The organism is Rhizobium sp. AN80A (assembly GCF_030053015.1).
In the GTDB taxonomy this organism is placed as follows: domain Bacteria; phylum Pseudomonadota; class Alphaproteobacteria; order Rhizobiales; family Rhizobiaceae; genus Rhizobium; species Rhizobium metallidurans.
The window spans coordinates 1,881,293-1,904,928 of the sequence record NZ_JASJPX010000003.1; the positions used below are offsets into that span (position 1 = coordinate 1,881,293).

Annotated in this window: 25 protein-coding genes and 1 pseudogene; 10 read left to right on the forward strand and 16 right to left on the reverse strand. The window is 63.0% G+C overall.

Annotated elements, in window-relative coordinates; translation table 11 throughout:
- Positions 1 to 168 precede the first annotated feature (168 nt).
- The 5 genes and pseudogenes from rnhA to P3R82_RS20940 form a co-directional block, all read right to left on the reverse strand.
- Positions 169 to 609, reverse strand: a complete 441-nt coding sequence (gene rnhA, locus P3R82_RS20920; RefSeq protein WP_018902017.1) for a ribonuclease HI — start codon at positions 607 to 609, stop codon at positions 169 to 171.
- A complete protein-coding gene (locus P3R82_RS20925; RefSeq protein ID WP_283195185.1) occupies positions 606 to 1,571 on the reverse strand; it encodes a homoserine kinase in 966 nt (321 codons plus the stop codon). Before P3R82_RS20925 ends, rnhA begins: the two co-directional genes overlap by 4 nt.
- Positions 1,572 to 1,796: 225 nt before the next feature.
- A pseudogene (ispH, locus tag P3R82_RS20930) lies at positions 1,797 to 2,802 on the reverse strand (4-hydroxy-3-methylbut-2-enyl diphosphate reductase).
- A 220-nt stretch (positions 2,803 to 3,022) separates the two neighbouring features.
- Entirely contained in the window at positions 3,023 to 3,775 is a 753-nt protein-coding gene (locus P3R82_RS20935) for an SURF1 family protein (protein WP_283195186.1), read from the reverse strand.
- Complete coding sequence (locus P3R82_RS20940; protein ID WP_283195187.1) at positions 3,768 to 4,151, reverse strand: DUF983 domain-containing protein; 384 nt, start codon at positions 4,149 to 4,151, stop codon at positions 3,768 to 3,770. The genes P3R82_RS20935 and P3R82_RS20940 overlap by 8 nt, the downstream gene beginning before the upstream one ends.
- A gap of 121 nt (positions 4,152 to 4,272) precedes the next feature.
- Here P3R82_RS20940 and P3R82_RS20945 point away from each other — a divergent pair, with 121 nt between their 5' ends.
- Entirely contained in the window at positions 4,273 to 4,914 is a 642-nt protein-coding gene (locus P3R82_RS20945) for a chloramphenicol phosphotransferase (RefSeq protein WP_283195188.1), read from the forward strand.
- Between the two features lie 144 nt (positions 4,915 to 5,058).
- On the opposite strand, the gene P3R82_RS20950 is transcribed toward P3R82_RS20945, so the two are convergent.
- The gene (locus P3R82_RS20950) at positions 5,059 to 5,505 is read right to left on the reverse strand and encodes a GNAT family N-acetyltransferase (RefSeq protein ID WP_283195189.1); all 447 of its coding nucleotides are present in this window, start codon (positions 5,503 to 5,505) and stop codon (positions 5,059 to 5,061) included.
- Between the two features lie 176 nt (positions 5,506 to 5,681).
- Here P3R82_RS20950 and P3R82_RS20955 point away from each other — a divergent pair, with 176 nt between their 5' ends.
- Positions 5,682 to 5,975, forward strand: coding sequence for a hypothetical protein (locus P3R82_RS20955; protein ID WP_283195190.1), 294 nt, complete (start codon positions 5,682 to 5,684; stop codon positions 5,973 to 5,975).
- Between the two features lie 538 nt (positions 5,976 to 6,513).
- On the opposite strand, the gene P3R82_RS20960 is transcribed toward P3R82_RS20955, so the two are convergent.
- A complete protein-coding gene (locus tag P3R82_RS20960; RefSeq protein ID WP_283195191.1) occupies positions 6,514 to 7,716 on the reverse strand; it encodes an MFS transporter in 1,203 nt (400 codons plus the stop codon).
- Positions 7,717 to 7,823: 107 nt separating this feature from the next.
- Between P3R82_RS20960 and P3R82_RS20965 the strand changes: the two genes are divergently transcribed.
- From P3R82_RS20965 to P3R82_RS20980, 4 genes are all read left to right on the forward strand, one after another.
- Entirely contained in the window at positions 7,824 to 8,765 is a 942-nt protein-coding gene (locus tag P3R82_RS20965; protein ID WP_283195192.1) for an AraC family transcriptional regulator, read from the forward strand.
- 39 nt (positions 8,766 to 8,804) lie between these two features.
- Positions 8,805 to 8,996, forward strand: coding sequence for a hypothetical protein (locus P3R82_RS20970; RefSeq protein ID WP_283195193.1), 192 nt, complete (start codon positions 8,805 to 8,807; stop codon positions 8,994 to 8,996).
- A gap of 162 nt (positions 8,997 to 9,158) precedes the next feature.
- On the forward strand, positions 9,159 to 9,944 hold the full coding sequence (locus P3R82_RS20975) for an SDR family oxidoreductase (RefSeq protein WP_283195194.1): 786 nt from the start codon (positions 9,159 to 9,161) through the stop codon (positions 9,942 to 9,944).
- Between the two features lie 330 nt (positions 9,945 to 10,274).
- Positions 10,275 to 11,225 carry an IS110 family transposase gene (locus P3R82_RS20980; RefSeq protein ID WP_283195195.1) on the forward strand — a complete coding sequence of 317 codons (951 nt, stop codon included), beginning with the start codon at positions 10,275 to 10,277 and terminating at the stop codon, positions 11,223 to 11,225.
- A 228-nt stretch (positions 11,226 to 11,453) separates the two neighbouring features.
- Here the strand turns inward: P3R82_RS20980 and P3R82_RS20985 are convergent, their stop codons facing one another.
- The 6 genes from P3R82_RS20985 to coxB form a co-directional block, all read right to left on the reverse strand.
- Positions 11,454 to 12,332: a cytochrome c oxidase subunit 3 gene (locus P3R82_RS20985; RefSeq protein ID WP_283195196.1), complete on the reverse strand. Its 879-nt coding sequence runs from the start codon at positions 12,330 to 12,332 to the stop codon at positions 11,454 to 11,456.
- Between the two features lie 57 nt (positions 12,333 to 12,389).
- Entirely contained in the window at positions 12,390 to 12,995 is a 606-nt protein-coding gene (locus tag P3R82_RS20990) for a cytochrome c oxidase assembly protein (RefSeq protein WP_283195197.1), read from the reverse strand.
- A gap of 12 nt (positions 12,996 to 13,007) precedes the next feature.
- The gene (locus tag P3R82_RS20995; protein ID WP_281393629.1) at positions 13,008 to 13,142 is read right to left on the reverse strand and encodes a hypothetical protein; all 135 of its coding nucleotides are present in this window, start codon (positions 13,140 to 13,142) and stop codon (positions 13,008 to 13,010) included.
- Entirely contained in the window at positions 13,133 to 14,089 is a 957-nt protein-coding gene (gene cyoE / locus P3R82_RS21000) for a heme o synthase (RefSeq protein ID WP_283195198.1), read from the reverse strand. The genes P3R82_RS20995 and cyoE overlap by 10 nt, the downstream gene beginning before the upstream one ends.
- Positions 14,090 to 14,162: 73 nt before the next feature.
- A complete protein-coding gene (ctaD, locus tag P3R82_RS21005) occupies positions 14,163 to 15,857 on the reverse strand; it encodes a cytochrome c oxidase subunit I (protein WP_183902120.1) in 1,695 nt (564 codons plus the stop codon).
- 17 nt (positions 15,858 to 15,874) lie between these two features.
- Positions 15,875 to 16,768 carry a cytochrome c oxidase subunit II gene (gene coxB, locus P3R82_RS21010; protein WP_283195199.1) on the reverse strand — a complete coding sequence of 298 codons (894 nt, stop codon included), beginning with the start codon at positions 16,766 to 16,768 and terminating at the stop codon, positions 15,875 to 15,877.
- Between the two features lie 339 nt (positions 16,769 to 17,107).
- On the opposite strand from coxB, the gene P3R82_RS21015 reads away from it, so the two are divergent.
- Together P3R82_RS21015 and tldD are read left to right on the forward strand one after the other, a co-directional pair.
- Positions 17,108 to 17,692 (forward strand): invasion associated locus B family protein, encoded by a 585-nt coding sequence (locus P3R82_RS21015; RefSeq protein ID WP_183902122.1) that lies wholly within the window; start codon positions 17,108 to 17,110, stop codon positions 17,690 to 17,692.
- 123 nt (positions 17,693 to 17,815) lie between these two features.
- Complete coding sequence (gene tldD, locus P3R82_RS21020; protein ID WP_283195200.1) at positions 17,816 to 19,231, forward strand: metalloprotease TldD; 1,416 nt, start codon at positions 17,816 to 17,818, stop codon at positions 19,229 to 19,231.
- Positions 19,232 to 19,278: 47 nt separating this feature from the next.
- On the opposite strand, the gene P3R82_RS21025 is transcribed toward tldD, so the two are convergent.
- Both P3R82_RS21025 and P3R82_RS21030 read right to left on the reverse strand, forming a co-directional pair.
- Positions 19,279 to 19,599, reverse strand: coding sequence for a pyrophosphatase (locus P3R82_RS21025; protein ID WP_283195201.1), 321 nt, complete (start codon positions 19,597 to 19,599; stop codon positions 19,279 to 19,281).
- A 71-nt stretch (positions 19,600 to 19,670) separates the two neighbouring features.
- Positions 19,671 to 20,996 carry a D-alanyl-D-alanine carboxypeptidase family protein gene (locus tag P3R82_RS21030; RefSeq protein WP_183902124.1) on the reverse strand — a complete coding sequence of 442 codons (1,326 nt, stop codon included), beginning with the start codon at positions 20,994 to 20,996 and terminating at the stop codon, positions 19,671 to 19,673.
- Positions 20,997 to 21,310: 314 nt separating this feature from the next.
- On the opposite strand from P3R82_RS21030, the gene P3R82_RS21035 reads away from it, so the two are divergent.
- The gene (locus P3R82_RS21035) at positions 21,311 to 22,276 is read left to right on the forward strand and encodes a polysaccharide deacetylase family protein (RefSeq protein WP_283196392.1); all 966 of its coding nucleotides are present in this window, start codon (positions 21,311 to 21,313) and stop codon (positions 22,274 to 22,276) included.
- 208 nt (positions 22,277 to 22,484) lie between these two features.
- On the opposite strand, the gene pdxH is transcribed toward P3R82_RS21035, so the two are convergent.
- Complete coding sequence (gene pdxH / locus P3R82_RS21040) at positions 22,485 to 23,105, reverse strand: pyridoxamine 5'-phosphate oxidase (RefSeq protein WP_183902126.1); 621 nt, start codon at positions 23,103 to 23,105, stop codon at positions 22,485 to 22,487.
- A 66-nt stretch (positions 23,106 to 23,171) separates the two neighbouring features.
- On the opposite strand from pdxH, the gene P3R82_RS21045 reads away from it, so the two are divergent.
- Positions 23,172 to 23,630: an RT0821/Lpp0805 family surface protein gene (locus P3R82_RS21045; RefSeq protein WP_183902127.1), complete on the forward strand. Its 459-nt coding sequence runs from the start codon at positions 23,172 to 23,174 to the stop codon at positions 23,628 to 23,630.
- The last annotated feature ends 6 nt before the right edge of the window (positions 23,631 to 23,636 follow it).

The window sequence follows — 23,636 nt, forward strand, 5'->3', positions numbered from 1 at the left end:
GGTGGCCCGAAGGGTCGGATGAGGGGGCTCCAGTCTCACCGTTATCTATTTGAAATCATTATACTGGACGCCGCACTTGCGGCCCCTCATCTGCCTGCCGGCATCTTCTCCCCGCTGGGGAGAAGGGACTCGTGGCGGGCCGCTCGCGCCCTCACAGACCAAGCAAGCCTACCGCTTCTTGAACGGCTCCATGCCCTTTCGCGCCAGTTCGTCGGCGCGTTCGTTTTCCGGGTGGCCGGCGTGGCCCTTGACCCAGTGCCACTTGACCTTGTGGCGCTGGTTGGCGGCGTCGAGCGCCTGCCAGAGTTCGCCGTTCTTCACCGGCTTCTTGTCGGCCGTTTTCCAGCCGTTCTTCTTCCAGCCGAAGATCCACTTGGAGATGCCGTCCATGACGTATTTGCTGTCGGTGTGGAGATCGACCTCGCAGGCGCTTTTCAGCGCCGTCAGCGCCGAGATGGCGGCAAGCAGTTCCATGCGGTTGTTGGTGGTTTCCGCCTCGCCGCCGCAGAGTTCCTTCTCGACCTCGCCATAGCGCAACACCGCGCCCCAGCCGCCGGGGCCGGGATTTCCGGAGCAGGCGCCGTCGGTATAGATGTCGACGTGCTTCATGGGGTCAGTCCGTATTCGGCGGCGGACTTGATCTGCCGGTGAAAGCGCAGCTTGCGCAGGTATTCGAGCGGGTCCTTCTTCGTCACCAGCGCGCCCTCGGGCGTCATCAGCCAGTCGTAGAGGCGGGTCAGGAAGAAGCGCAGCGCCGAGCCGCGCGCGAGGGTTGGGAGGGCGGCCAGTTCGGCGTCGCTCAGCGGCCGCACGCTGGTATAGCCTTCGAGCATCGCCATGCCCTTGGTGATGTTGTAGGCGCCGTCCTTTTCGAAGCACCAGGCGTTGAGGATGATCGAGACGTCGTAGGCGAGCAGATCGTTGCAGGCGAAATAGAAATCGATCAGGCCCGAGAGGTCGTCGCCGAGGAAGAAGACGTTGTCGGGGAAGAGATCGGCGTGGATGACGCCGGAGGGGAGATCCTTCGGCCAGTGCGCGGCGAGATAATCAAGCTCGCCACGGATTTCCGCCTGCAGGCCCTTCTCGACCTCGTCGGCGCGGGCTTGCGCCTTGTCCCACAGCACCTGCCAGCCATCGACGGAGAGCGCGTTCGGGCGCTTGAGGTCGAAACCTTCGCCGGCGATGTGCATGCGGGCCAGCGCCTTGCCGACTTCGCGGCAATGTTTGGCCTCGGGCTTGCGCAGCCACATGCCTTCGAGGAAGGAGATGAGGGCTGCGGGGCGGTCCGACAGCTGGCCGAGCAGCGCGCCATCCCTGCGCGGCAGCGGCAGCGGGCAGGACAGGCCACGGGCGGAAAGATGTTGCATGAGACCGAGGAAGAACGGCAGGTCGTTTTTCTCGACGCGCTTTTCATAGAGCGTCAGGATCAGCGGGTCCTTCGAGGTATGCAGCAGGAAGTTGCTGTTTTCGACGCCCTCGGCGATGCCCTTGTAGGACAACAGCGTGCCGGCGTCATATTCCGTCAGGAACCACTTCAGATCGTCTTCGGAGATATCGGTGTAGACTGCCAAGGCGGGCTCTCGTTTTCGGTTTGGTGCTTCGGTCGGCGCAAATGATACCCCCTCTGCCCTTCCGGGCATCTCCCCCACAAGGGGGGGAGATTGGATGGGGGGAGCGTCTTCCCCAAACAATTGTCGTTGGCGATGGCGCAGGGAGCAGGCGGCTGGCCGATCTCCCCCCTTGTGGGGGAGATGTCCGGCAGGATAGAGGGGGGTGGCCCACCCTCCGACCACCAATTACCCGTTCACGAACGCCATATCCGCCGTCGTCAGCTCGATGTCGCGCAGTTCGCGGTTGACGAGGAAGTGCTCGTTTTCCTGAACGGTCTCGGCAAGCTCGACGCGGGCATCGAACCGGGCGCGGAAGGCCTCGATGATCTCGTTGACGATGACCTCGGGCGCCGAGGCGCCGGCCGACAGGCCGAGCGTGCCGACATGGCCGATATCGTCCCAGTCGAGCTCGGAGGCGCGCTGCACCAGGATCGACTTCTTCGCCCCTGCCCTGAGCGCCACTTCGACGAGGCGCTTGGAGTTGGACGAGTTGGGCGCGCCGACGATGATGAAGAGATCGCAGCCGGGTGCCGCCTGCTTGACGACTTCCTGGCGGTTCGTCGTGGCGTAGCAGATCGAGATCGGCCGCCGGCGCGGTCAAATTCGGGAAACGCTCCCGCAGACGCGCGATGACGCCGGCGGTGTCGTCCACCGAAAGCGTGGTCTGCGTGACATAGCCGAGATTATCAGGATCGGCGGGCTCGTAGACGTCGACATCGGCGATTGTTTCGACCAGCGAGACGGCGCCTTCGGGAAGCTGGCCCATGGTGCCGATCACCTCGGGATGGCCGGCATGGCCGATCAGCACGACGTGGCGGCCGAGCTTGTTGTGGCGCATGGCCTGCTTGTGGACCTTGGAGACCAGCGGGCATGTGGCGTCGAGATAGAAGAGGTTGCGTGACGTCGCATCCTCCGGCACCGATTTCGGGACGCCGTGGGCCGAGAAGACAACCGGCTGGGCGCGATGCTCTTCGGGGATCTCGTTCAGCTCCTCGACGAAGACGGCGCCCTTGGCTTCCAGTCCTTCGACGACATAGCGGTTATGAACGATCTCGTGCCTGACATAGACGGGCGCGCCATAGGATTTCAGCGCCAGAACGACGATCTGGATCGCCCGGTCGACGCCGGCGCAGAAGCCGCGCGGCCCGCAGAGCCTGATCGTCAGTGGAGGTTTTGAAACGGCAATATTCATGTCTTTTCCGAGTTATATTCCCTCATTCCTGTGCTTGTCACAGGATCCAGCGCGCTCAAGTCATTGAGCGCAAAAGACTCTGTTCACGGCGCCGACGCGCCGTGGCTGGATTCCTGTGACGAGCACAGGAATGAGGGAGAAGAACTCCCCGCCAACGGCTATCGCGTTCGCTGCGAACTGAACGACCTCTAGCCCAATATAGGCACGAATTGAAGCGATACTATTGCGCGGGCGGATCGCCGCGCCTGCGAAGCCATGCGACCGCGACGATGGCGACGAGGGTGGCGGCCAGGCCGTACCAGGTGACGGCATATTGCAGGTGGCTGTTTGGCAGGTTGACGTCGGTGACGCCGCCGACCGGCAGGCCCTTGGGATTGGGCGTGTCGTCGGCATCGACGAAGAGAGGCACGACAGCGGCCTTGTCGAGCCCGGCGCTCGAGGCCATGACGTCGAGATCCTTCCAGTAGAAAATGTTCTTGGCGACGTCGTTGTCGGGCACGGCCCAGGAGGGCTTGCCCGGCAACCGGGCGCGGGCGAGACCGTTGACGGTCCGTTCGCCCGTCAGCTGGCCCTGCATGCGCGTCTCCGGCTCCTTGTTGTCGTAGGGAACGAAGCCGCGGTTGACGAAGAGATCACGGCCGTCCGCAAGCCTCAGCGGCGTGTAGACGTAGTAGCCGGTCAGGCCGCGCCAGGTGGCGAAGAAATGGCGTTCGCGGCTGTTGTCGTAGACGCCCGACGCGGTAACGCGGCGATACTCGATATCCTCGCCCTTCGCGGCCATCGCTTCGATCTCGGCCAGGGGCACGGCGGGGGCCGCGAGACGGGCGGCGATATCGGCGAGCAGGCCTTCCTTCCAGCGCAGGCGCTCGACCTGCCAGGTGCCGAGCGAGACGAGGATGGCGAGCGCGACGAGCACCGCCGCGGCGGTGAACACGGATGGCGCGCGGCGGGGTGCGGCTTTGGCATCAGTCACGGGAGAGACGTCCTTCACGGGCATTGTGGCGATACTGCATGGCGATCAGGATGCCCTTGCACCAGCGCAATGCCAGAAGCGAGAGGATGATCGTCAGCGGCGCGAAGAGAAGGATATGCAGCCAGATCGGCGGTGAATAGTTTGCTTCCAGCCACAGCACCGAGCCGATGACGACGAAGCCGACGATCAATATGACGAAGACGGCAGGACCATCGCCGGCGTCGGCAAAGGCATAATCGAGACCACAGGCGGCGCAGCGCGGCTTCAGCGTCAGCAAGCCGTTGAAAAGCTTGCCATTGCCGCAGCGCGGGCAGCAGCCGCGCAGACCGGTCCTCAACGGGTCCACAGGCGGGAAATGCGCGCCGTCCTCGTTCATGCTATCCTCCCGATGCGGTGAGTCACCGCCATAAAGTCACCCATAATGTAATCGAAATGCGAAGTGAAATGCCTGCGCGATTTCGCCTCACTGATCCGCGCCAAACAAAAGAAGAAAACACATGTCCGAGGAAAACCCCGCCGCTCAGATCGTCATTCTGAACGGTGCACCGCGAAGCGGAAAATCATCGATCGCCAAGGCGATCCAGGACGAATTCGACGGCCCGTGGATGAACCTCGGCGTCGATGCCTATAACGGCATGACGCCGGAGCGCTATCTGCCGGGCATCGGGCTGCGTCCCGGTGGCGAGCGGCCCGATCTCGAGGAGATGGTGCCGTTCTTTTACGCCGCACTCTACGAGACCATCGCCATCCATGTCGGCCTCGGCCTCAACGTCGTCGCCGATCTCGGGCACCACGACTTCTATTCGCAGCCGCTCGGCATCCTGACCGACTGCGCCCGCAGACTGGAAGGCTTTCCGGTTCTCTTCGTCGGCGTGCATTGTCCGCTCGACACGATCATGCGCCGCCGCGACATCCGCATGCCGGGCCGCGAGGGATTGTACGAGCAGGCAAGCGCGGAAGACCCGATCCCCGATTCGGTGCAGCGCTGGCAGGACCACGTGCACCAGCCGGGCATCTACGATCTGGAAGTGGACACGTCGCTTCTGACGCCGCTGGAATGCGCCGAGATCATCCGGCAGACGCTGGACCTCGGGATTCCCCGGCCGTCGGCCTTCGAGCGGATCGCGGAAGCGCGGTAGGGCGGCGCGTAACGAGAGACGAACACGGCCACGCCTTTGCGTCACGTTTTGACGGAGTTCAGCGATACCCCTGCCTCGGTTATCGGGGGTATCGTGCATTGCCGGAGACTTTTCGGGATGCGACGGCGGCTAGGCCAAAAGCAGTCATCTGAATCTAATGATGTGAGTGGCATTTACGGAGTTCGCGCGCGCAAAACCAAGCTTCTCATAGAGAGCCGCGGCTTCCGCCGTATCAGTAAACAGCCGAACGCCGGAGAATGAGGTTCGCGCTGAGTCCAGTAAATGGCGAGCAACGCGAGAGGCCACCCCTTGTCGGCGGATGCGTTCTAGTACGTAGAGATGGCGCAGGCGAGCAATACTTGGGTCATCTACGTAAGGATCGATGTTCAAGCCGCCCACAGCTACCAGCTGTGCATTGTGAAAAGCACACATCAGCCTCTCTCCGTGTTTGTCAAACCGGTTTGCCTGCGACTCCCACTCGTTGACAAGTTTGTCCATAAAACGGAAACCCGCGCTGGAGGCCTCGATCCGAAGAACCTCGATGTCGGGCGGCAGCTCCAGGACAGCCTTAAGTTCGATGACTAGGTCCATGAAAGTCTCGTTATCGTGGTCGCAATTGCTTTTGTATCAGCAGACCTCAATGGCCGCAAAGGGCCGGTGGCCGACCTCAAGAGTCGGCCGCTAAGCGCCAATTGCGGACGTGTCGGGCGGTCGCACCATATTAACCGATAAGAGGTATTTTCTCGACACACTCCGTGGAGGTTGAATTGGCTATCTCTTTCGAAATCATCCAGAATTCACTGATGGCACTCTTTGCACTCGGTGTGTTGGGAGGCATCATCACAAATGCACTCATCATCCAACGCACAAAAGCGCTAGCAACTCTTCCGGGAGAAGAAAAACTATCTCTGGGCGAGCGTCAGGGGCGCAAATTCAGCCGTTCGAGCGCCTTCTTCACTAGCAATCGGTTTAAAGGCCTGCGAGCAGCGATGTTTGGTAGCATTGGCCTATGTTTATCATCATTTGCGCTGCTGATTTTGGCTGATGGACTTCTTCGTTGAGGTAGCCAGACGCAATAGTGGATGCCGACGAGAAGCGGCGGATATAGGAGGCTTGTTACGATAGGCGGACTTGCCTAAGCCACACCTTATCTCATCGTTCTTGTGGGGTGCGGCGTCGTTTGGTTCGTGGTGTCGCGATACAAGTCGATTCACGATGTTCCGCGCAAGCAACTGGCATTGCTCGGACTAGGCTGGCTCGTTCTAGTTTACTTGTTTATTCTCGCCGTGTCCCAATGACCGGTTAGGGCCGATAGCCGACATCGTACGCAGGTGACCAGACAAGCCGGCTAGCCTCGACATCCGAAGCCCCCTCATCCGCCCTTCGGGCACCTTCTCCCCGCTGGGGAGAAGGGAAAAGCGGCGCCCTCCGCGGTCTCTTCCCCTCTCCCCTCGGGGAGACGGTAGCGTGAGGGGGGCACTGGTGAGACGAAGCTAAGGGCCGAAAACCCCGACAAAAATGTGGAGCCACCTAATGATGGCTCCACATTCGCATTCGCCGCGAACCTTCCGACCCGCAGTAATCAATCCATTGCTACCGTCAGCCAGCGGCGACCATCCCGCGGCGGCTGGCGACGCCGATCAGGGTGGCGCCGAGAAGGGCCGCGATGCCGGCGAAGGCGAAGACGCCTGCCGCGCCCTGGACATCCACGATCAACCCGCCAAGCACGGCGCCGCTCGAGATCGCGACCTGAAACGTCGTCAGCATGAGGGCGCCGGCGCTCTCCGCCTCGTCGGCGGCGGCCTCGGTGATGAAGCTCTGGACGCTGACAGGCAAGGCGCCGAAGGCAAAGCCCCACAGGGCTGTGGCTATGGCGGCGAGCGCCGGCGCTTCGCCTGCGAAGGCAAGCAGGAAGGCGGTGACGGCAATGCCCGTGGAAGCAAGCGTGATGGCAAGCGTCGTGCTGCGCTCGGCGATCAGGCCGCCGGCGATATTACCGACGAAGCCGCCAATACCGAAGGCGAGAAGGATGCCGGAAATCGCCTCGACGCCGAAACGCGGCACCGTTTCAAGAAACGGGCGGATGAAGGTGAAGCCCGCGAAATGACCGGCGACGACGAAGAGTATGGTGACGAGGCCGAGCCGGATGGCCGGACGGCGCAAGACCTGGGCCATCGTGCCGAGACCGGCCGACCCCGTCGGCGGCATGGCCGGAAGCGTGAACGCCTGGACAAGGAACGCGACGACGCCAAGCGCCGAGGCGATCCAGAAGGCGGCGCGCCAGCCGAACGCCTCGCCGACCCAGGCGCCGACCGGCGCCGCACAGACGGTGGCCGCCGACACGCCGGTCATGACGATTGCCATGGCGCGCGGCATCAGCCGCTCCGGCACGAGGCGCATGGCAAGCGCCAGCGACATCGCCCAGAAACCGCCAAGCCCGACGCCGAGCAGCGCGCGCGACAGGAGCAGGGTCATGAGCCCGTTTGCCGTGGCGGCGATCAGGCTCGAGATGACGAGCAGGCTGGTGAGCGCCAAAAGCGTGTAGCGGCGATCGAAGCGGGCGGTCGCGAGCACGATGCCCGGCCCCGCCAGCGCGCCGACCACGGCCGTGGCCGTCACCGATTGACCGGCCGCGCCGAGGCTGACGCCGAGGTCCTGTGACATCGGCGTCAGAAGGCTCGCGGGTAGAAATTCCGCCGTCACGAGCCCAAATACGCCAAGCGACAGCGAGACAACGCCTGCCCATGCCGCGGGTGTCTCGCCCTTCACGCCTGGATGGCTGACATCTGAGTGAATATTCATATGCATCTCCGTAAATTCTGCGGTGACGCTACGCCCAAGCATCTGGCGTTTCCATGCTGCAAAAGCTATAAAGCATAACAATTCGTCCAAACCTGCCGGAGGCCATGATGACCGATCCATTGACCGAGATGCTTCGCGGGCTTCGGCTCGATGGCGTCGAATATGGTCGCTGCCAGCCGTCGGCACCATGGGCCACGGCCTATCCCGCCCAGGCGGAAGCGCGATTTCACTTCCTGGCGGCGGGCAGCGCCTATCTGCGGGCGCCCGATGGCGCGTGGACGGAGATGCGGCCCGGCGACGCCGTGCTCTTGCCGCGCGGCGACGCGCATGTGCTGGCGAGCGAGCCGGGCATTTCGCCGACGCCGCTCGAGCAGCTGCCGCGCAAGCCGCTCTGCGATGGCATCGTCGACCTGCAATGTCCATGCACCGACAGCAACAACCTGATTTTTTTCGCGGTCATGCGCTTCAACGTCGACAAGCGGCATCCGCTCCTCAACCTGATGCCCGATGTCATGCGCACCAGCGATCTCGCCAAGGGCGAGCCGACGATACCGCCGCTTCTCGACGCCATGATGCGCGAGGTGGAGATGAACCGCGTCGGCGCGGGTGGCATCCTGTCGCGGCTTGCCGACGTGCTGACAGCCACCATCATCCGGACATGGGTGGAGCATGGCTGCGGCGACGCCAGCGGCTGGCTCGCCGCGGTGCGCAACCCGGAAGTCGGGCGGGTGCTGGCCGCCATCCACCTCGACCCTGCGCACGACTGGAGCGTGAACGAACTGGCGCGCCACATGGGCGCATCACGCTCCGGCTTTGCCCAGCGCTTCGTCAGCGTCGTCGGCGAAACGCCGGCGCGCTACGTGGCGCGGATGCGCATGCACCAGGCGCATGAATGGCTGCGCGAGGGGCAGCGGGTGGCAGCCGTCGCCGAACGGCTCGGCTACGATTCCGAGGCGTCCTTCAGCCGCGCGTTCAAACGCGTGATCGGCGCTTCGCCGAGCCATTTTCGCGAGAAGCGGAATGGTGCTACCGCGCCGATCGCCGGCTGAGGTAATCAGGTGAGCAGATTTGACGATACCGAAAACGCCTTGATCGGACGGCTGCGCGCGCTCAAGGCCAAGCCTGACGTGACGATCAACCTGCTTGATATCAACGACCGGCTGGGCGCTGATGGATATACGCCGGGGGAGATCAAAGCGGTCTTGCGGGCGCTCGAGCAGGACGGGGTGATTGCGTTCGCGACCGCGAACCGGATTTTGATTCTCAAGGCGTTGGCGTGATCGGCTGGTGATTGGGCGGTGGGGTTGCGGCACGGAGGTAAAGGCGGGAAACAGCTTCGCGCCAATAGGAGACATTGCGGCTTTTGCAGACCGCCACATTTTGCGACACCACAATAATTGGGAAATTGCGTATCGCTCTATCGGGACAAAGGAGGCCAGCCTATGACGCAAGAACCGCTGCCAAAAAGATACCCCGAAATGAATGGCAAGATTGCCCTTGTCACAGGCGGCAGCACTGGAATCGGGCTGGCGACGGCACAAGCTTTCGCTCACGAAGGCGCGACCGTCATCATCGCCAGCCGCAATGAGAGGCGGGCGAAGCATGCCCTGACCACGCTTGGGGGCGATGGGCGCGGGCGTTGGACGCAATGTGATGTGACGAACGGTCGCGACGTCGAGAGGCTCATCTCTTCGATACTGAATGAATACGGACAGATCGACTACGCCTTCAACAATGCTGGCAGCGGCGGGAAAATGTCCCCGATAGCGAGCATGAGCGAGGATGCGTGGGGCAAGACGATCAACGGTTACCTTACGTCTGTTTTCCTCTGCATGCGCTATCAGTTGCCCGCCATGCTCAAAGCCGGACGCGGCGTTATCGTCAACAATTCATCGGTCGATGGACTGCGAGGCTATCCTTTTACAGGAGGCGCCGCATATGCCGCTGCCAAGCACGGAGTTTTAGGTTTGACGCGGAGCGCGGCGCTCGAACACGCTAAGGATGGCGTGCGTATTACCGCTATTTGCCCAGGTTGGATTGGCACACCACCAATCGAGACTTTTATCAAGAAGAATGAGCAAGTCGGTGCTCAGATCATAGGGCAAGAGCCAATCGGCCGACTTGGAACGCCTCTTGAGGTCTCGAATGGGGTTCTATGGCTTTGCTCCGAGGCTTCCTCCTTTATGCTCGGCAGTCCGCTTGTACTCGATGGCGGTTACATGGCGTAGTGTCGCGAAGGTTAGTTTCGCGGCCGATTTCTACGACACTCAATTACTGGCTTGGGCCGGAAGCCGACATCGCGCGCAGGTGATCCGCAAATGCGGTTCGCCTCAGCATCCGGAGCCCCCTCATCCGCCCTTCGGGCACCTTCTTGGATGATCAAAATATGAGATAGTTGTTTCTGCCGGGCGGGTGGCCACCCGCCCGGCAGCTGGTTGTCGGATCGTCACCTTCTCAGCCGTCAGGGGCTGTGGGGAGCAGGATCGCAACCGGCTCTTCATCAGGCCCGTGTGGTTGCAGGAACCTTGGGGTTCGTATCCAAGACAGGGACGACGAAGATGACCGATGATAGCATGATCTGTGCCGGAATCGATGTCGGCAAAAGCCATCTCGACATCGCCATCCATCCCGGTGACGCGCGGCTGCGGGTCACCTACGACGCGGCGGGCCTGAAGCGGCTCGACGCCTTTCTTCAAGAGCATGATGCCAAAAGGGTCGGCTTCGAAGCCTCCGGTGGCTACGAATGGCGGCTGATGGTGCATCTGCGGGGCAAGAAGCGCCCGGCGGCGCGCCTGCAGCCGGCGCAATTGCGGTACTTCGCCAGAAGCCGATTGCAGCGGGCCAAGAACGACCGGCTGGACGCCACGCTGATTGCCGTCTTCACCGCCAGCCTGAAGACGCTGCCGGCGCTGCCCGATGCCCGCTTCGACCGGCTTTCGGCCGAACTGACCTATCTGGAGCAGATCGAACAGCAGGTCGCGCTGGTGAAGACATTCGCCGAGACCGCCGTGCCTGAGATCGTCAAGCGCCGGCACGCCCGCGAGATCGCCAGGCTCGAGACCTGCCGCAATGCGCATATGCTGCGGCTCGAAAAGCTGGTTCGCGGCGACCCCGATCTGGCGCGGCGGCTCGACCTTCTGGTCTCCATCAAGGGGATCGGAATGCGCAGCGCGCTGTGCCTCGTCATCCGCATGCCCGAACTCGGCCATGCCGGCCGCAACGAGGTCGCCGCCCTTGCCGGTGTCGCACCCTATGATGACGACAGCGGCAAGCATCGCGGCAGGCGCCGGATCCAAGGCGGTCGCGAACGGCTGCGCAAGAGCCTTTTCATGTGCGCCTTCACCGCCAGCCGGCACAATCCGGATCTGGCGGCCTTCTACACGCGGTTGCGCGGCAACGGCAAGGAGCACCTGTGCGCGGTCATCGCGGTGGCCCGCAAACTCGTCATTCTCGCCAACACAATCCTCACCCGACAGACCGAATGGACGCCGAAATATGTGAAAGGATGAGACATGGTTGCTCCCCGCAGGGGGAGAAGGGATAAGCGGCGCCCTCTGCGCGATCTTCCCCCTCTCCCCCTCGGGGAGAGGGTAGGGTGAGGGGGCCACAGGTGAGACGAAGCTGAGGGCCGCCCCCATCCCCCGAAACAAAAAATGCGGAGCCACATCTCGATGGCTCCGCATTTGCATTTGAGGCTGGTCCCACGACCCGCCTTATTCAATTCAATCCCGCGGCCCTCACCCCGCCGCGAGTGGTGCGCCCCAGCCGCCCCAGACGTAGATCGAGAAGAACAGGAAGAGCCAGACCACGTCGACGAAGTGCCAGTACCAGGCCGCCGCCTCGAAGCCGAAGTGTTGCTTGGGGGTGAAATCGCCGCGTATCGAACGGATCAGGCAGACGACCAGGAAGATCGTGCCGACGAGCACGTGGAAGCCGTGGAAGCCGGTCGCCATGAAGAAGGTGGCGCCGTAGATCGAGTTCTTGAAGGCGAACGGCGCGTTGGCGTATTCGTAGGCCTGGACGGTGGAGAACAGCACGCCGAGCAGCACCGTCAGCGTCAGGCCCTGGATGAGGCCCTTGCGGTCGTTGTGCAGCAGCGCATGGTGCGCCCAGGTGACCGTGGTGCCCGAGAGCAGCAGGATGACGGTGTTGTAGATCGGCAGGTGCCAGGGGTCGAGAACCTCGATGCCCTTGGGCGGCCACTGGCCGCCGGTGAAGGCGACGCGGGAGGCCTGGATGGCCTCGTTCGGAAACAGGCTGGCGTCGAAATAGGCCCAGAACCAGGCGACGAAGAACATCACTTCCGAGGCGATGAACATGATCATGCCGTAGCGCAGGTGCAGCGACACGACACGCGTGTGAGAGCCCTCATGGGCCTCCTTCACCGTGTCGGACCACCAGCCGAACATCACGTAGAGAATGACGGCGAGGCCGATGAAGAACAGCCAGGGATGCGCCCATTCGATGCCGAAGAGACGCAACGAGCCGCCGTTGAGGTAGCGCATGAAGCCGACGCCGCCGAAGGCCATGACGAAGGCGCCGATCGAGGCCAGCAGCGGCCACGGGCTCGGATCTATGATGTGGTAATCGTGATTTTTCTGATGCGCGTCGGCCATATGCACTCCCCCGGATCTATTCCTCTCCGCTCCGGCGTGGCCGGAACGGACCCAGTATTAAAGTTTCTTTTCCAGCTTTTGCGTTTTATCCTCGCTCGAAGCCACCGGCTTCGGTCCTTCCTTCGGATAGAACGTATAGGACAAGGTGACCGTGTGGATGTTCCTGGATTCCACGGCCTTGGTGATGTCGGCATCGATGTAGAAGACGACGGGCATGTCCAGCGTCTCGCCCGGCTTGAGCTCGGTATCGCTGAAGCAGAAGCACTGCACCTTGTTGAAGTAGACACCCGCCTCGCCCGGCGTGACATTGAACACGGCCTGGCCGCGCGAGGGCTTGCTGGATCTGTTGACGGCGGTGAAATTCACCTGGATCGTTTCGCCGATGCGCGGATTGACCTCGCGCTGGACCGGCTTGAACTCCCATTCCAGCCCGGGCGCGACATTGGCATCGAAGGTGACGCGGATCTTGCGGTCGAGGATGACGGACGAGGCCTGCTCGACGCGCTGCGTCGTGCCGCCATACCCGGTCAGCTGACAGAACATCCTATAGAGCGGCACGGCGGCATAGCTTGCCGCGCCCATGCCGAAGACGAAGGCAAGGCACATGAGGACGACGGCGCCGTTGTTGCGCGGTTTTCTCGGCGTGCCTTGCTGATCGTTCATGTCCCCGGTGTCCTACATAAACTTCACGATTGTTATGGCGTAGAAGATCACGACCAGACCGGCCAGAACCAGCCCGAGCGCGACGTTGCGGTTGCGGCGAGACTTGCGCTGGGCGTCGGTCAGCTTGACGGTATCGATCACAGCCACGAACCTCCGCCAGTCACGACATAGGCAGCCAGGCGATCGAACATCAGCGCCGAGAAGACGGCGAAGAGGTAGAAGATCGAATAGCCGAAGAGCTTCTTGGCCGGCACCATCTTCTCGTCGCCTTCGGGCATGCGCCAGCAGATGACGGACCAGTAGACGAAGCCGGCGCCAAGCAGGCCGGCGACGGCGCCGTAGCCGATGCTGGCGAAGCCGAGGAAGGTCGGCGCAACGGCGCTGACCGCGCTCAGGACGGCGTAGACGACGATCTGGTTCTTGGTGGTGCGCTCGCCCGAGACATTGGGCAGCATCGGCACGCCGACGGCCTCGTAATCGCGCATCTTGAACAGCGCCAGCGCCCAGAAATGCGCCGGCGTCCAAAGGAAGATGATCATGAAGAGCGTGACGCTCTCGATGGTGACGCTGTTGGTGACGCAGGCCCAGCCGATCATCGGCGGGAAGGCGCCGGCGGCGCCGCCGATGACGATGTTCTGCGGCGTCGAGCGCTTCAGCCACATCGTGTAGACGACGGCGTAGAAGAAGATGGTGAAGGCCAGGATCGAGGCTGCGAGCCAGTTGACGGCGAGCCCGAGGATCGACACGGAAAAACTGGCGAGCACGAGGCCGAAGGCCAGCGCCTCGTTGGGCTTGATGCGGCCGGCCGGGATCGGACGCTTGGCGGTGCGCGTCATCACGGCGTCGATATCGGCATCGTACCACATGTTGAGCGCGCCCGACGCGCCCGCGCCGACGGCGATGCAAAGGATCGCGATGATCCCGATGACGGGATTGATGTAGCCCGGCGCCACGATCAGGCCGGCGAATGCGGTGAAGACCACAAGCGACATGACGCGCGGCTTGAGGAGCTCGAAATAATCGCGTGCGCTGGCTTCCGACAGGAGAAACTCGCTGTCGTCTCCTAGGCTGCTGCGATCGTCGATAACTGTCATTTACTCTTGTCCTGCAAACTTGGAGCGCGACCGCCACGCAACTTCGGCGGCGGTCGCGATGTCTCGCACCCTTTTACTTGATGCGCGGGAGCTGTTCCCATTGGTGATAGGGCGGCGGCGAGGAAAGCTGCCACTCGAGGGTCGTAGCACCCTCGCCCCACGGATTGTTTCCGGCGACGCGCTTCTTGGCGAAGGCTTCGTAGACGCCGAAGAGGAAGATCAGAACACCGAAGGCCGAGATGTAGGAGCCGATGGAGGACACATAGTTCCAGCCGGCGAAGGCATCCGGATAGTCGATGTAGCGGCGCGGCATGCCGGCCAGCCCGAGGAAGTGCTGCGGGAAGAACACCAGGTTGACGCCGATGAACATGACCCAGAAGTGCAGCTTGCCGATGAACTCGTTGTACATGTAGCCGGTCATCTTCGGGAACCAGTAGTACCAGGCCGCGAAGATGGCGAAGACGGCGCCGAGCGACAGAACGTAGTGGAAGTGCGCCACGACGTAGTAGGTGTCATGCAGCGAACGGTCGAGACCGGCGTTCGCCAGCTGCACGCCGGTGACGCCACCGACCGTGAACAGGAAGATGAAGCCGATCGCCCAGACCATCGGCGTCGAGAAGGTGATCGAGCCACCCCACATCGTCGCGATCCAGGAGAAGATCTTCACGCCCGTCGGAACGGCGATGACCATCGTCGCGAAGACGAAGTAGCGCTGCGCGTCGAGCGACAGGCCGACCGTGTACATGTGGTGCGCCCAGACGACGAAGCCGACGGCACCGATCGCGACCATGGCGTAGGCCATGCCGAGATAACCGAAGATCGGCTTTCTCGAGAAGGTCGAGATGATGTGGCTGATGATGCCGAAGCCGGGCAGGATCAGGATGTAGACCTCGGGGTGACCGAAGAACCAGAACAGGTGCTGGTAGAGGATCGGGTCGCCGCCGCCCTCGGGCACGAAGAAGGAGGTGCCGAAGTTGCGGTCGGTCAGCATCATGGTGATGGCGCCGGCCAGAACCGGGAGCGACAGCAGAAGCAGGAAGGCGGTGATCAGCACCGACCAGGCGAAGAGCGGCATCTTGTGCAGCGTCATGCCGGGCGCGCGCATGTTGAGGATCGTGGTGATGAAGTTGATCGCGCCGAGGATCGACGACGCGCCGGCGATGTGGAGCGAGAGGATCACGAGATCCACCGCGGGGCCCGGCGTGCCGGAGCTGGAGAGCGGCGGATACATGGTCCAGCCGCCGCCGGCACCGTAGGCGCCCGCGGGCCCTTCCACGAACATCGACATGATGAGCAGGATGAAGGCCGGAACGATCAGCCAGAAGGAGATGTTGTTCAGACGCGGGAAGGCCATGTCCGGGGCGCCGATCATGATCGGCACCATCCAGTTGGCGAAACCGCCGATCATCGCCGGCATGACCATGAAGAAGATCATGATCAGCGCGTGCGCGGTCGTGAACATGTTGAACATCTGCTTGGCGCCGTCGATGGCGGCATCGCCCTCGTAGCCGTAGACCAGCGAGGCCAGGCCGTGGAAGATCTGGATGCCCGGCTCCTGCAGCTCCATGCGCATGGCGACGGAAAGCGCGCCACCGACGATGCCGGCCATGATCGCGAAGATCAGGTAGAGCGTGCCGATGTCCTTGTGGTTGGTCGAAAAGAGCCAGCGATTGACGAAACTCGGCTTGTGCGAGTGGTCATGATCGTCATGGGCGTGCGCGCCATGATCGTGGTCGTGCGAATGATCGTGTGCGGAAGGTCCAGCCATGTCCCGTTCCTTTTCCTTTACTGAGCGACGTTTTCGGCGACATCGACGGCCCGTGCGGGACCATCGGTTTCAGCCATGAGGTTCTTGTAAGCACCCGGCAGGTCGGAGGCGGCGGACGCCATCCACTGCTTGTACTTGTCCTCGGAAACGACGCGAATGGCGATCGGCATGAACGCATGGTCCTTGCCGCAAAGTTCGGAACACTGCCCGTAGAACAGACCCTCGCGCTCGGGGCGGAACCAGGTTTCGTTCAGGCGGCCGGGCACGGCATCGATCTTGATGCCGAAGGACGGCATCGCGAAGGCGTGAATGACGTCGGTCGGCGCCGCCGTCACGAGCACGCGCACCGTCTTGTTGACCGGCAGCACGAGTTCGTTGTCGACGGCCAGAAGGCGCGGATACCTGGCCTTGTCTTCCTTGCCGGCGGCGGCGCGGTCCTGATCCTTCAGGAGAAAGCTGTCGAAGGCCAGCGGATTGTCGCCCGAGCCTTCGTATTCATAGTTCCACTGCCACTGCGTCGCGGTCGCCTTGATGGTGACATCAGGGTTTTCAGGAAGCGTCAGCTGCGCGGTCAGGAGATTGAACGACGGAATCGCCAGGAAGAGCAGCACCAGGACCGGTCCCACGGTCCAGGCGATCTCGATCGCGGTGTTGTGGCTCGTCTTGGATGGCGTCGGATTGGCACCGGCGCGGAAGCGAAGACAGACGATGATAAGAAGAACGAGCACGAACAGCGTCACGGGAACAATAAACCAAAGAGTATACTGTTCGAACCAACGAATACTGCGCATGATCGGCGTCGCGGCAGGCTGCAAAGTGGTCTGCCACGGCAACGGTTGATCGGCATAACTGCCGGAAGCAAAAAGCAGACAGACCATCGCGGTCATGCCTGCATAGGCCTTCTTAATCACGTTTCATCTCCCTCGAGCGCTGACCCGCGTGCAACACCACGCAGAATCCTTGCCATCCTCATGCGCTTCAAACCACAGTTTAGCACTTGCCGCAATAATCCAAAGAGTTTGGCCATGCGGCATTTTCGCTTCGTTACACCCCTCCTCCGGGCGCATCGAAACATGCCGTGATTTTCCCTATGATACGGAAAATGTTGGCGTCGGCCAGCCACCCTTTCCAAGAATAATCAAGAAACGTCCCATTTCCGCCGTAGTCCCCCGCTTTTCAGCGGTTGGGGCTTTTCATTTTGGACGGCCCGCCCCAACTTAGCGGCACTGATTCGAACTGCAGAGGTTTTCATGGGTTTTCGTTCCCGAGTGCGGCCGTTCGTGCTGTCGGCTTGCATCACCGCCGCGGCGATCGTTCCGGCTTTCGCACAGCAGCCAGCGCCAGGGCAGCCCGCTCCCGGCGCCCCTGCCGCGCAGGCGACACCAGGACAGACGCAACCGCAGGCACCCGGCACCGTCCGCTCCAATCACGGCGCATGGTCCGTGGTCTGCGACAAGCCGGCCGGCGCTTCCGTCGAGCAATGCGCGCTGATGCAGAACGTGATCGCCGAGGACCGGCCGGAAGTGGGCCTCTCGGTGGTGGTACTGAAGACCGCCGACCGCAAATCGAAGATTCTGCGCGTTCTCGCACCGCTCGGCGTGCTTCTGCCGAACGGCCTCGGCCTCAACGTCGATGGCAAGGATATCGGCCGCGCCTACTTCGTGCGCTGCTTCGCCGACGGCTGCTACGCCGAAGTCGTGCTTGAGGACGAGCTGCTGAAGACCTTCCGCAGCGGCGCCAGCGCCACCTTCATCGTCTTCCAGACGCCTGAAGAGGGCATTGGCATTCCCGTCGACCTCAAGGGCTTCGCGGAAGGCTACGACGCGCTTCCCTGATCGCAGGGCCTGCTATCCGCTTATGGTCGCTTGTGCGATCCTTACCAATTCGACACTTGCTCGAACCGTCCCCGGGACCTACATCGGCAGGAAGCATTTCCTGCCGCAGCGGAGCATAACGCCATGAATACCGATCTCCTGACGCTTTTCGACGCCGATGAAGCGAAGATGCGTTCGCTTGTCGCCGAGGCCCTTTCCGGTTCGGACGACGGGGAGCTCTACATCGAGCACGCGCAGGCCGAATCGCTGATGTTCGACAATGGCCGCCTCAAGGGCGGCAGCTTCAACACCGAGCAGGGTTTCGGACTGCGCGCGGTGGCGGGCGAAGCCGTCGGTTACGCTCATGCGGGCGATCTCTCGGTTTCGGCGCTGAAGCGGGCGGCCGACGCGGTGGGCGCGGTGACGCGCGGCTATTCCGGCAGCTATGCGGCCGCTCCGCAAGGCACCAACAAGAAGCTCTACAGCGACGAGAACCCGATCGGCTCGCCCACCTTCGAGGAGAAGGTTAAGGTTCTGCAGGACATCGACGCCTATCTGCGCGGCAAGGACGACAAGGTCCGGCAGGTGACGGCTTCGGTCGCCGCCAGCTGGCAGGTGGTCGACATCCTGCGCGCCGACGGCCACCGGGTCCGCGATATCCGGCCGATGACGCGCATCAACATCTCCGTCATGGTCGGCCAGGGCGACCGCCAGGAAAGCGGCTCCTACGGCAGCGGCGGACGCATCGGCTTCGGCGACTTCATCGCCGAGGGCAACTGGCAGTATGGCGCCGACGAGGCGCTGCGCCAGGCTCTCGTCAATCTCGAGGCGATCGACGCGCCCGCGGGCACGATGGACGTGGTGCTCTCCTCCGGCTGGCCGGGCGTGATGCTGCACGAGGCCGTCGGCCACGGGCTGGAAGGCGACTTCAACCGCAAGAAGACGTCGGCCTTCGCCGGCCTGCTCGGCCAGATGGTCGCCGCCCCCGGCGTCACCGTGGTCGACGACGGCACGATCGACAGCCGCCGCGGCTCGATCACCATCGACGACGAGGGCACGCCTTCGGGCTACAACGTGCTGATCGAAAACGGCAAGCTCACCGGCTACATGCAGGATCGGCAGAACGCCCGGCTGATGGGCATGAAGCCGACGGGCAACGGCCGCCGGCAGGGATACGCGCATGTGCCGATGCCGCGCATGACCAACACCTACATGCTTGGTGGCGACAAGACGCCGGAAGAAATCATCGCCTCGGTGAAGAAGGGCATCTATGCCGTCTCCTTCGGCGGCGGACAGGTCGACATCACATCCGGCAAGTTCGTGTTCGGCTGCACCGAGGCCTATCTGATCGAGAACGGCAAGATCGGTCCCGCCGTCAAGGGCGCCATGCTGATCGGCAATGGTCCGGATGCGATGAAGCGGATTTCCATGGTCGGCAACGACATGAAGCTCGACACCGGCATCGGCAATTGCGGCAAGGCGGGACAGTGGGTTCCCGTTGGCGTCGGCCAGCCGCATCTGAGGATGGACCAGGTCACCGTCGGCGGCACGCAAACCTGATTACAGGAAAAAAGCAGCGCTCGTGCATGACCGGGCGGGCGCTGTCTTCAACTGTTCGCACCATAATCTTCCAATGAAAACAGCCACTTGCGCTTGATCGCGGCGGCCAGGTCGAGGTTATTCCTGTGCGCGAAGAGGAGGATGTGGCCGAGCACGTCGGCCGCCTCGTCTTCGAGGTCGCGGACCATCTCTTCGCCGGAGCGCCCCTTGGGCCGCCCTCGCCCGCTCACGCGGTTCCAGGCCTGGGTCAGCTCCCCCATCTCTTCCTGGAGTTTCAGCAAGAACCAGTCGGCATCGCGGGTGATGCCGTTTTCCTCGACATAGGCACGCGAGGCCCGCTCGAATTTCAGGGCAAGATCATCCAGCATCACGTTCTCCTTTCGTTTACGTAGGAGAACCCTGATTCATCGGCAATGTCCATGCTCTCAGGTGGGCGGGATCAGCCGCGGTCGGGAAGCAGCATGCAGTCGTAGGAGCGCTTCTTCAGCGCGTCGCAGGCGGAGGTGGCGGCGTCGCGGCTCTGGAAGCCGACGAAGCGGGCACGGTAGACCTTGTTGGCGCCGGAGCCGACGGCTTCGGTATAGGGGTTGGCCAACTTCAGCGCGGCGCCGCCTTCGGACTTGGCCTGGGCGAGAAGCGCGCGGGCGGCGTCGTCGCTCGGGGCGGCGGAGATCTGGATCTGCCAGTCGCCCGTCGAGGCGACCGATGCGGGCGGCTTCGCCGAGGGGGCAAGTCTGGCCGGCGGGGTCACGGCGTCGAGCGCGGACGGACGCTCCTGCGGAATGGTGTCGGTGAGGTAGCCGAGGGCTCTCGGCGTCAGCTCGCTGCGGGCAATCTCCGGCGCGGCCGGCGCGACATCCTCGACGCGCGGCGCCGATGCCGGAACCGGCAGGTCGCTCGCGGCTGCCGCGGAAGCGACTTCGACCGGCTGGCGCGAATTGACGCTGGCAACCAGGCGGGCGCCGCCCGAAGACGATGCGCGGCCCATGGCCTTGTCGAGCAGGCCGGCCATCTTGTCGTCGCGGCTGCGGGCGGTGCGGCCGCCCAGCACCACGCCGACCAAGCGGCGGTTGCCGTCACTGACGGCGCTGACGAGGTTGAAGCCCGAGGCGTTGGTATAGCCGGTCTTGATGCCGTCCATGCCCTGGTAACGGTACATCAGGTTGTTGTGGCCGCGGATCGTGCGGCCGCGGAAATTGAAGCTCTCGGTCGCAAACAGGCGATATTCGCGGGGATAGTTCTTCATCAGGGCGATGGCGAGCGTGGACATGTCGCGGGCCGTGGTCACCTGCTGGCGATTCGGCAGGCCCGACGCGTTGGCGAACACGGTGCGGCTCATGCCGAGCTGACGGGCTTTCTGCGTCATCAGGCGCGCGAAATTGGCTTCGGAGCCACCGAGCTTCTCGCCCATCGCACTGGCCGCGTCGTTGGCCGACTTGACGACCATGCCGAGGACCGCCTCGCGAACGGTGATCGTCGTGCCGGGCCGCACGCCGAGCTTGGTCGGCGGCCGGGAGGCGGCGTATTTCGACATGACGATCGGCGTATCCCAACTCATCTTGCCGCGATTGATGGCCTCGAAGGCCATGTAGATCGTCATCATCTTGGTGAGCGACGCGGGATAATTGAGGACATCGGCGTTTTCAGACGACAGAACCTTGCCGGTTCTCGCATCGAGGATGAGCGAAGCGTTGCCTGCCATGGCCGACAACGGCGCCGCAACGACCAACGTCGCGGTTATAATCGCGGCCAACAGCTTTCTCATGCACTTCCCCTCGATGAACGGCCGACCCTCGTCGCCCGGAATTTGTCCCGTTCTTGTACAGAAGGACACAATATGGCGCGACTTTGCGGCAACGTGGACCATTTTTGTCAAATTTTATCCTTTATGGTGAAAAAACCGTAAACCACGCGTGCGAAGTGGGTGTTCAGCAAGGCTTAACCCCCGACTTGCTAGAGTTTGCCCTTCTCACGAGCCCGCGAACGGAGCGGAGACGATGAACGCCAGAATGCTGGCAAAGCAGAATCGCGATAACAGGCGGGCTGGAGGTGGCCAACCTCCTGCGCTCGGTCGGGCTGATGCGCGGCGCGCGCGGCATGGGCGCGATCTTCACGCTGCATCACGTCCGCCCCTACGAGCCTTCCGCCTTTTCGCCGAACGCGCATCTGGAGATCACGCCGGAATTTCTCGACGCGGTGCTGACACGACTGAAGAGCGACGGCTATCGCTTCGTGTCTCTGGCCGAGGTTCCCGATGCGCTCGCGGAGCCGAAGCCCTCGCAGCCCTTCGCCGCGTTCACCCTCGACGACGGCTATCGCAACAATCTGGTCTACGCCATGCCGGTCTTCGAGCGGCACGAGGCGCCGTTCACGATCTTCGTGGCCAAGGGGCTGGTCGAGCGGACGCATACGATCTGGTGGGAGACGCTGACGGCGCTCTTGAGGCGCGAGGAGAAGATCAGCTTCGATTTCGGCGACGGCGCCGAGACGATCGACACCGCGACCCCTCAGGACAAGCACCGCGCCTTCGCCCGCTTCGCGCGCTATATTCACGCGCATGAGGAGACGGCGGCCGTATCGGCGGTGGATGCGCTGGCGCGGTCGCACGGGGTCGATCCGGTCGAGATCGTCGATGATCTGGTGATGGGCGCGCCGGAGCTCAACTTGCTCGACGCCAGTCCGCTCGCCTCGCTCGGCGCCCATACCGTCAGCCACCGCGCCGTGGCGCGGCTGTCCGACGCCGAGGTTCGCGATGAGATGGCGCACTCTTCGGATTATGTCGAGGCGATCAGCGGCCACCGCCCGGGGGCGTTCGCCTATCCTTATGGAACGCGCGAGGCGGTGACGCAGCAGCAGGCGACGATCGCCAGGGACCTCGGCTTTTCCGTCGCGGTCACGACGCAGCCCGGCGTCATCGGCCGGCAATCGCTTGCGCGCTCCACCTACCTGCCCCGCCTGTCGATCAACGGCCTTTACCAGAAACCGCGCTATGTCTCCGGCCTCGCTTCGGGGATTCCATTGAAGCTGATGGGCGATCGCGGCTGACGATCGGCCCCGCCCGACTATTATCCACCGATCACGTTATTTTGAGCTCGCGCGCCATTCGCGAGCGGCGGCGCCTCTCCGGCGGCTCGTTTTTTTCAACCTAGGATGAAAATTCGAAACGGAAGCGCCGTGGTGCACGGCACTCCTTCCTTGCGTCATCGGCGGCGACCTCCTGGTGTGCCAACGGACATCCCGCCGGACGTGGCGCTCAGGGGTACATCCGCACCTTGTCCCAGCCGCCCTCGGGCGCGGCGCGGCGGAACTCGATGCGGTCGTGGAGCCGGAACTTCTGGTCTTTCCAGAACTCGATCGAGGTCGGCCGGATGCGAAAGCCAGACCAGTGCGGCGGGCGCGGAATCTCGCCGATCGCATAGCGGGCCGTGTATTCGGCGACGGCTTTCTCCAGCGCGAAGCGGCTTTCGAGCGGGCGCGACTGCCTGGAGGCCCAGGCGCCGATGCGGCTGCCGCGGGCGCGGGTCTTGTAATAGGCGTCGGCCTCCTCGTCGCTCACCACTTCAACCGGGCCGCGCAAGCGGACCTGGCGGCGCAGCGTCTTCCAGTGAAAGCACATGGCCGCTTTTTTCTGGCCGAGGACTTCGCGGCCTTTCTGACTTTCGAAATTCGTGTAGAACACAAATCCGTCTTGATCGAATCCCTTAAGGAGAACCATGCGGACATTGGGAAGGCCGTCTTCGTCGACCGTCGCAAGCGCCACCGCATTCGGGTCATTGATCTCGGAAGCCTCGGCCTCCTTCAGCCATTCCGCGAAGAGCTGGAACGGCTCGTTTTGCTCGGTGAAGTCACTGGTTGTTAACTCATTTTCCGACATATTAGCTCAAATGCCCCGGGTTTATTCGATAATTGCCCAGCCCAAAACCACTGGACAGGACACAGGGTGGAAGTCATAGCAAAGTCAGTTCGTCATACAAAGGGCCTGATGCGCCAGTGCGCGGCCATCTGCGTTGTCGGCGTGGCCGTGCTTTCTCTCTCCGGCTGCATGGCCGGCGGGCTCGACATGCTGAGCGGCAACAAGGTCGACCGTTCGGTGGTGACCGGCACGCTGCCGCAGCCGGCGCCGACGAGCGACAGCATCTCCGACGAAATGACCGTGGGCAATGCCGTGACATCGGCGGATATTCGCGGACTTGAGGGACGGCCGCTTCCCTGGGCGAACGCCTCAACAGGCAGCGCCGGCGTGATCGACACGATCGTCGAGAACAACGACACCGGCCAGGTCTGCCGCCAGTTCAAGACGACGCGCCACTCCTATGTCGGCATCTCGAAATTCTACGGCAAGACCTGCCTCGTCGGCGGCGGCAACTGGCAGCTGCTGAGCTTCCAGCCGGAAAGCTGACCGGCC

Excerpts from the sequence above, each read along its gene's own strand:
- rnhA (WP_018902017.1), bottom strand. The coding sequence starts at position 609 with ATGAAGCACGTCGACATCTATACCGACGGCGCCTGCTCCGGAAATCCC.
- P3R82_RS20940 (WP_283195187.1), bottom strand. The coding sequence starts at position 4,151 with ATGAACGAGGACGGCGCGCATTTCCCGCCTGTGGACCCGTTGAGGACC.
- P3R82_RS20945 (WP_283195188.1), top strand. The coding sequence starts at position 4,273 with ATGTCCGAGGAAAACCCCGCCGCTCAGATCGTCATTCTGAACGGTGCA.
- P3R82_RS20950 (WP_283195189.1), bottom strand. The coding sequence starts at position 5,505 with ATGGACCTAGTCATCGAACTTAAGGCTGTCCTGGAGCTGCCGCCCGAC.
- P3R82_RS20960 (WP_283195191.1), bottom strand. The coding sequence starts at position 7,716 with ATGAATATTCACTCAGATGTCAGCCATCCAGGCGTGAAGGGCGAGACA.
- P3R82_RS20965 (WP_283195192.1), top strand. The coding sequence starts at position 7,824 with ATGACCGATCCATTGACCGAGATGCTTCGCGGGCTTCGGCTCGATGGC.
- P3R82_RS20975 (WP_283195194.1), top strand. The coding sequence starts at position 9,159 with ATGACGCAAGAACCGCTGCCAAAAAGATACCCCGAAATGAATGGCAAG.
- P3R82_RS20980 (WP_283195195.1), top strand. The coding sequence starts at position 10,275 with ATGACCGATGATAGCATGATCTGTGCCGGAATCGATGTCGGCAAAAGC.
- P3R82_RS20985 (WP_283195196.1), bottom strand. The coding sequence starts at position 12,332 with ATGGCCGACGCGCATCAGAAAAATCACGATTACCACATCATAGATCCG.
- P3R82_RS20990 (WP_283195197.1), bottom strand. The coding sequence starts at position 12,995 with ATGAACGATCAGCAAGGCACGCCGAGAAAACCGCGCAACAACGGCGCC.
- cyoE (WP_283195198.1), bottom strand. The coding sequence starts at position 14,089 with ATGACAGTTATCGACGATCGCAGCAGCCTAGGAGACGACAGCGAGTTT.
- ctaD (WP_183902120.1), bottom strand. The coding sequence starts at position 15,857 with ATGGCTGGACCTTCCGCACACGATCATTCGCACGACCACGATCATGGC.
- P3R82_RS21015 (WP_183902122.1), top strand. The coding sequence starts at position 17,108 with ATGGGTTTTCGTTCCCGAGTGCGGCCGTTCGTGCTGTCGGCTTGCATC.
- tldD (WP_283195200.1), top strand. The coding sequence starts at position 17,816 with ATGAATACCGATCTCCTGACGCTTTTCGACGCCGATGAAGCGAAGATG.
- P3R82_RS21025 (WP_283195201.1), bottom strand. The coding sequence starts at position 19,599 with ATGCTGGATGATCTTGCCCTGAAATTCGAGCGGGCCTCGCGTGCCTAT.
- P3R82_RS21030 (WP_183902124.1), bottom strand. The coding sequence starts at position 20,996 with ATGAGAAAGCTGTTGGCCGCGATTATAACCGCGACGTTGGTCGTTGCG.
- P3R82_RS21035 (WP_283196392.1), top strand. The coding sequence starts at position 21,311 with ATGCGCGGCGCGCGCGGCATGGGCGCGATCTTCACGCTGCATCACGTC.
- pdxH (WP_183902126.1), bottom strand. The coding sequence starts at position 23,105 with ATGTCGGAAAATGAGTTAACAACCAGTGACTTCACCGAGCAAAACGAG.